This window comes from Novipirellula sp., assembly GCF_041583735.1.
Classification (GTDB): Bacteria; Planctomycetota; Planctomycetia; order Pirellulales; family Pirellulaceae; genus Novipirellula.
On sequence record NZ_JBFHFD010000525.1, the window covers coordinates 1 to 6,111 of the forward strand.

Here is a 6,111-nt window from a genome sequence, read left to right on the forward strand (position 1 = left end):
GTGCCAACCGCGGTGCCGACCGCCGTGTCTTCGGCAACCGAATTGTTCGTGATCGAAACGGCGGTCGGAGCCACATTGGCTTCGGTGATGTTAATCACCAAAGACTTTTCGAAGGTGCGGCCTTCGGGGTCGGTCGTTCTCACACGGATGGTGTAGCTATCTTTGACATCCGCATCAAACACCGCAGCGGTTTTAAGCTGGTTACCGCTAATGGTGAACGACGCGTTGTCGGTGCTGCCGGTACCCGAAACCAACGTGTAGGTATGTGTTTGGTTGATGTCAGGGTCATTGGTGGTCAATGTCCCCACGGTGGTACCGATCGGTTGTGCTTCCGCCACCGTGCTGACCGACAACGATAAATTGATCGGAGCCTGGTTGGCGGGCAGGTCGGGAATATTGGGGGTCGGCAATCCCACTACGCGTCGCAGGAGATCGCTGGCATCAAGAGGGCTCAGTCCGTCTGCTCCGGTGACATCGCCAAGCAACACAGGGTCGATGGTGGGAAACAATCGAGTGGTCGCCGAGGTGCTGGTCGGTTCCGAGAACACAAAACCTGAATCGAGCCCAACGCCCACGCGGGCGATCAAGCGAGCGTCTTCGGCGTCGTAGCGTTGGTTGCGATTCACATCGCCAGCAAAAGCGACAACCTGAACAGCGTCATCAGCGGTGGCCGTCAGTGCTCCGGCGTTGACGTCAAGCGAGGTGATGCGAATCGCTTGTGTTTCACCGTACGGAGCGTCTTCAGGAACCGAGGCAATGATATCGACTAGGCTTGTTTGTCCCGCCGCTAGCGGTGCCACCGAGAAAAACGAGATGGTTGCGGTGCCTGGAACGGTCAAATTGGATTCGACCTGACTTCCCGACGGCGCATCGGCTCCGAGCTGCACGTCGCTGATATCCAGCAGTGCCGGATCATACTGAATCGTCAGGGTAACCGAGGTGACACCTTCGGCATTACTGATTTGGATGGGCAGTCCGGCGGGCAACGCGACGCCGCTTCCGCCTGCGGGAACTTGGATGCTCTGCGTTGGGCCTCGCACAATATCCGGCAAACCCACCGTCAACGCATTGCCTGCGGCAACCGTAAACGAATTGGTGTAATCGCCGCCAGCGGTGCCATCATCGTCACCGTCCAGCAGTTCGCCGTCGGCGAGATCCGTGAACGCGTCCGCCGCACTTCGCAGCGTTACCGAATAAGTGTCCGGTGCCAATGCGCCGCCGCTGGCAATGAAGGTAACCGTGTTGTCTTTGACGAATAGCGATCCGCGGACATTGCCACTCGAGGCTCCCGTGAGAGTCACATCGGCTGCGCCAGCCGCTTGCCCCTGGGTGTCATAAAGATTCAAGTTCAACGTGCTGACTTCTTCGCTCAGCTCTGCCGTGAAACCGCTGGCGGTTGGAGTGAAAGAGGTGATCGTCGCCGCCAATACGCGACGATTTTCAAGCGATTGCAAGCTCAGGTGCCTTGCTTTGACCGCACTACGACGTTTTTTCTGTAGTGGACGAGCCGATTTGAAGAACTTGCGCATAACGTTTGACCTATTTTCTGCTGAGCTTGTTTCTATGAGGCTGGCCCACCGCGACCGGGGGCTGCTCTTTGAGTTTGGTTGGGGGGCAACAACGACACGATGACGACTTGACTACCCAGCCGAGCTGGGCATCGAAAGCGAGCCGCATCTGTCAGAGATGTTGAGGTCGCCTTTGAAATCGGAACGTTTCGGACATTCTTGTTGGGGGGGCGAGCAGCGTCGAAACGCTGTCGCCTTGCTTGTCTTTGTTAAAGGGTGACGATGATGGAAGATGTCCGGTGTCGGGACATTCTAGAACCCGGGCTTAGAGAGTCACTAGCGTGAGTAAGTTCCGGCAAATGAAATTATTTATTTGTGAGTTGGGTTGTAACGTTAAATACCGTTGAGCACATGGTGCTACAAGCAAAAGTCGAAGCAACTTATTTATTCGACGCTGGAAAAAAGACACTTGGGAACCAGAATTGGGAAACCTCTTATGGCTTTGCGAGTCTAACGAACATGAAACAAAAAAAATCACGTCGGCTGGGGCTTGAAAGTCTCGAATCACGTCGTCTGCTTGCCGCGGTAGACATTCCCGATGATTTGACCGGAGATGTGTCGGCGCAGGTCGCTGTCCCGGTCAATGTGGACAATGCTACTGGAATTCGTGGCGTCGAAATACGCCTGAGCTATGACACCAATCTGCTCGATTTGACGTCGGCTGGCGTGACGGCGGGATCGGTGTTCAGTGCAGCGCAGGACACTCAGGTCACCGCAAATGTCGATGATGCCGCCGGAACCGTCGTGATTTTTGTGTCGGTTTCGACGGGGCTCTCGTCGACCAGCGGCAGTTTGGTGCTAATGTCGTTCACCATTGCCAACGATGCCGTTGCTGGCAATACAGCGGTGTTTGACCTTACCGAAGTCGTTCTGAATGAAGGCCAGATCACGGTGGATCCAACCCCGATCGCTGGTGCCGATTCCACCGATGGATTGTTGACCGTCACTGCGGGGGCGGCCGGTGATCAGCGGATAGCGGGGTTCGTGTATGCCGATACCAACACCAATAATCTTCCCGATGCCGTCGAGGGGATCCCAGGTGTCGTGATCACATTGACCAATGTGTCCACCGGTGCGACGACTCAGGCGACCACGGACGCCACCGGCAAATACGAGTTCACCGATCTGGCGTTTGGGGCCTATACTCTGACCGAGATCCAGCCGATTGCTTACTCCGAAGGCGGAGTGAACGAGTTGTCATTGACATTGGTGTCGGGGCAAACGACGGCAGATCAGAATTTTCGTGAAACCGGACTCCTGCCGCAATTCATTTACAACCGATTGCTGACAACATCGACTCAGCCCGCTGGATCGACCGCGTGGACCGATGTCATTCGGCAGATCAATGTCGACGCCACGGCGGGAAGCGTCGCACCGGTGGCCGCGTCCTCGCCCGTTGCCTCCGCTGCCGCCGCGATCGCATCCGCGTCCAGCGCTGCCGACACCATGGCGGTGACCACCAACCCCTCGGCCGATTCTGTGGCGAGCGTTTCACGATCAGCAGAAGGAGAATTAGCCGTCTTGCTGCCATCGACCGCTGCCGATTCATTCTCCGCTGACAGCATGTTGTCATTGAGTGATCAAGAGGATCGCAAAGAGGATTCGGTCCGCGATGGATACGAGTCGGTCGATCAGGTGTTTGCTACCAACACGCTTTGGTAGACCGTGTCAACGCCGCGGCGTGAAACTAGAATCACGCCCCAAGTGCCATTGCGAATTGAGTTGTGTTTTCGTTACCAACCACTGCATAGAAAGCTGCGGTGAGCGGTTGATTCGCAATTCAAATCAGTGGGCAACGGATGGCGACAAAAGCATGCAAATTGGGTGTTCAGCAATTGGAATCGAGACGCTTGTTGGCAAGCGTTTCCATGCCGAGTGCCATCGTTGACTCGGTCCCGGAAATCTCGGCGGCGGTCGAAGTCTCTACCCCCGTCGAAGTCTCGGGGGCTCAAGGTGTGAGAGCCGCGGAGGTGCGAATTCAATTCGACCCCGCCGAAGTCACTACCGATGCGACGCGAATCCAAGCCGGTTCGGTGTGGAATGGCCGCGGTACGGTGATTGCCAATGTTGACGAACACGCCGGGACGATCGTCGCGTTTGTTTACTCGACCAAACCGGTGGCTCATGATGAAGGAGGGCTGATCGATATTGGCTTTGCCGTCAAACAAGATCGCCCCAGTCCCAAGCCGATTGAGATTGACCTGCAGCAGGTCCGGCTTAACGAAGGCCAGATTTCGTTAGCCGAGCCCCCCATCGTTGGCGCGGACGCCAGTGACGGCAAGATCCGTGCGCGGGCCAGTGAAAACGTGACCCACGTGACTCGAGTCGATGAGCGATCGAGCGAGTCGTGGGCAAATCATTGGGGGGGCCGTCCGCTGATCCATGACGAGCCCTGTCCGTGGCCTGGCGGGCTGCAGGTTGAGGTAGTTTCGCCGCAGGCCTATGTTCCCGTTTCGCTGGTCGGACGCTCTGATTTTTCCCGGCCTGGATCGGCGAGCCGCTTTGCTGCAAGGGCGATCGATTCGATCGCCCCCCCCACTGCCCTCCCCTACGGACCGCTGCAGCCTCATGTGGTCGACCAAGCGTTTGCGGATTCAGGTCTGGCAGGCCAGTAACGGATGCCGCCGGGGCTCGTTGGGACGTTTCACTCGCTGCCACTGGACGAGGCCCCGCCAAGGTCGAGGGTCTTGGTCTCGTGGTGCCCATTTTGCGGTTCGAGGCGATGTCTACTACACTGTGGGCGTCCCACCCGAATCCCACCCTCTCCTGTGAAAGAGACGTTTCATGCGTTCGTTCCGTTTTGCGGCCCCCGCCGCGGTGTTTCTGGCTGTTTCCGTGACTCTCGCGACCTTCTTCGGTATGAAGGTCAGTGACCCGCCAGGGATGCAGATGAAGACCTTCGCCGACGCCTTTTTACAGACGCTCGACGAAAAACAGGTGGCGCAAGCGACCATGGACTACGATTCGGCCGAGCGTGTCGCGTGGCACTTCATCCCCATGCCGACTCGCAAAGGACTTGTACTGAAAGAGATGAATACGGCTCAGCGTACCGCGGCCCTTCGGCTGCTGCGTTCCGCGCTGAGCGAAGCGGGGTACAGCAAGGCGAGCAAGATCATGTTGCTCGAAGGAGTGCTCCGCCAACTCGAAGGTCCCGGCAGCGAAACACGTCGCGATCCCCAAAAATACTATGTCACTATCTTTGGCACCCCGAGCGATTCCGATCCGTGGGGACTCAGTTTCGAAGGGCATCATATGTCGCTGAACTTCAGCTGCCGAGGCGGCGAGTTGGTCGACAGCTCTCCTCAATTCTTCGCATCCAATCCTGCCAAGATCATGACCGATGTCGAAGGACCGCTGGGCAAGGGGACTCGCGTGCTTCGCGAAGAAGAGGATCTCGGGTTCGAGTTGGTCAACAGCTTGAACGATACTCAAAAGCAAGCGGCTGTGATCGCCGAGGAAGCACTGGCTGAAATTCGGTTCGCCGGTGAGGCTCAACCCAAAGTGGGCGAGCCCGAAGGCATTCCCTTTGACAAACTCAATGCCAAACAGGCTGAATTGCTGAAAAAGTTGGTCGGTGTCTACGCAGACGCGGTTCCGGAAAAGACATCGCGGGCGCGGCGTGATTTGATCGAAAGCAACGGTTGGTCAAGCGTCTACTTTGCCTGGGCGGGGGCTCTGAAGCCTGGCGTCGGACACTACTACCGAATTCGTGGCAAGGATTTTTTGATCGAGTTTGTCAACACACAAGCCGATGCGTCTGGGAATCCCGCCAATCACATCCACTGCGTGTGGCGTGATCTGACCGGCGACTTTGACTTGCCCATCGAATAAAGTCTTCTGACGATCGATGGCATTGGACGCGGGGCCTCACGGGAAAAAAACGGGCTGCCGGCGGAGGAGGGAGAGGACGCAGTATGCTGACTTGGCTGAAACATCTCCGCCAGCGCTGGGAAAATTGGTGCGGCGATCACGATATGGAAGAGGCGATCCGAAAGCATCTTTCGGAGAACGGTTACTACGGCCAGACCGCCAAGTTTCGAAACGTTCGCATCGTCGCGGTCCAGCGTCCGGGGTGGCTGCAGGTGTTTCGTTTCGATGTGACCGCTCGGCTCGTCCCTCCCGAAGCGGACAGCGAGATGGCAGACCCACCCCCGGTTTATCACGATCTATACGGGTTGGTCAAAGACGACATTCGACACAAAATAAACGTCGTCCGAGTGTTTGATTGTGAAGATGAGCGGCGGTCTCTGTTCGCTCGCTGGAGCGAAGACCTGATCTGCCTGCGTGGTGCTCACGGGCTAAAAGACACTTAGACCTCACAAATCGCTTAGAATCGTTCTCGCTTTGTATGCGTTTCCCTTAACTCGAATGGATTGAAAATGTCGAGGCTGCTGTACTCGTTCGTTTTGGTTGCCACGCTGCTGGCTTGTTGTTTTGTCTCGGATGGCAGGGCCTCTGCAGAGCCACCATCGGTGACCAAGCCGACGCAGAGCAAGGCCGCGCCCGCGGACGCCGAAGTGAACCCCGCGGACAACGACGCGGA

The 6,111-nt window shown here is 57.1% G+C and carries 6 protein-coding genes; 4 read left to right on the forward strand and 2 right to left on the reverse strand.

Annotation, left to right across the window (positions count from 1 at the left end; all coding sequences use genetic code 11):
- On the reverse strand, window positions 1-1,529 hold a 1,529-nt coding region (locus ABX962_RS27360), incomplete at its 3' end, for a cohesin domain-containing protein (protein ID WP_372724176.1).
- Between the two features lie 498 nt (window positions 1,530-2,027).
- Here ABX962_RS27360 and ABX962_RS27365 point away from each other — a divergent pair.
- From ABX962_RS27365 to ABX962_RS27380, 4 genes are all read left to right on the forward strand, one after another.
- Window positions 2,028-3,230 carry a cohesin domain-containing protein gene (locus ABX962_RS27365; RefSeq protein ID WP_372724178.1) on the forward strand — a complete coding sequence of 401 codons (1,203 nt, stop codon included), beginning with the start codon at window positions 2,028-2,030 and terminating at the stop codon, window positions 3,228-3,230.
- A gap of 137 nt (window positions 3,231-3,367) precedes the next feature.
- Window positions 3,368-4,183 (forward strand): cohesin domain-containing protein, encoded by an 816-nt coding sequence (locus tag ABX962_RS27370; RefSeq protein ID WP_372724180.1) that lies wholly within the window; start codon window positions 3,368-3,370, stop codon window positions 4,181-4,183.
- A 169-nt stretch (window positions 4,184-4,352) separates the two neighbouring features.
- Window positions 4,353-5,399: a DUF3500 domain-containing protein gene (locus ABX962_RS27375; protein ID WP_372724182.1), complete on the forward strand. Its 1,047-nt coding sequence runs from the start codon at window positions 4,353-4,355 to the stop codon at window positions 5,397-5,399.
- Between the two features lie 83 nt (window positions 5,400-5,482).
- The gene (locus tag ABX962_RS27380; RefSeq protein WP_372724183.1) at window positions 5,483-5,881 is read left to right on the forward strand and encodes a hypothetical protein; all 399 of its coding nucleotides are present in this window, start codon (window positions 5,483-5,485) and stop codon (window positions 5,879-5,881) included.
- A 14-nt stretch (window positions 5,882-5,895) separates the two neighbouring features.
- On the opposite strand, the gene ABX962_RS27385 is transcribed toward ABX962_RS27380, so the two are convergent.
- On the reverse strand, window positions 5,896-6,111 hold a 216-nt coding region (locus ABX962_RS27385; RefSeq protein WP_372724185.1), incomplete at its 5' end, for a hypothetical protein.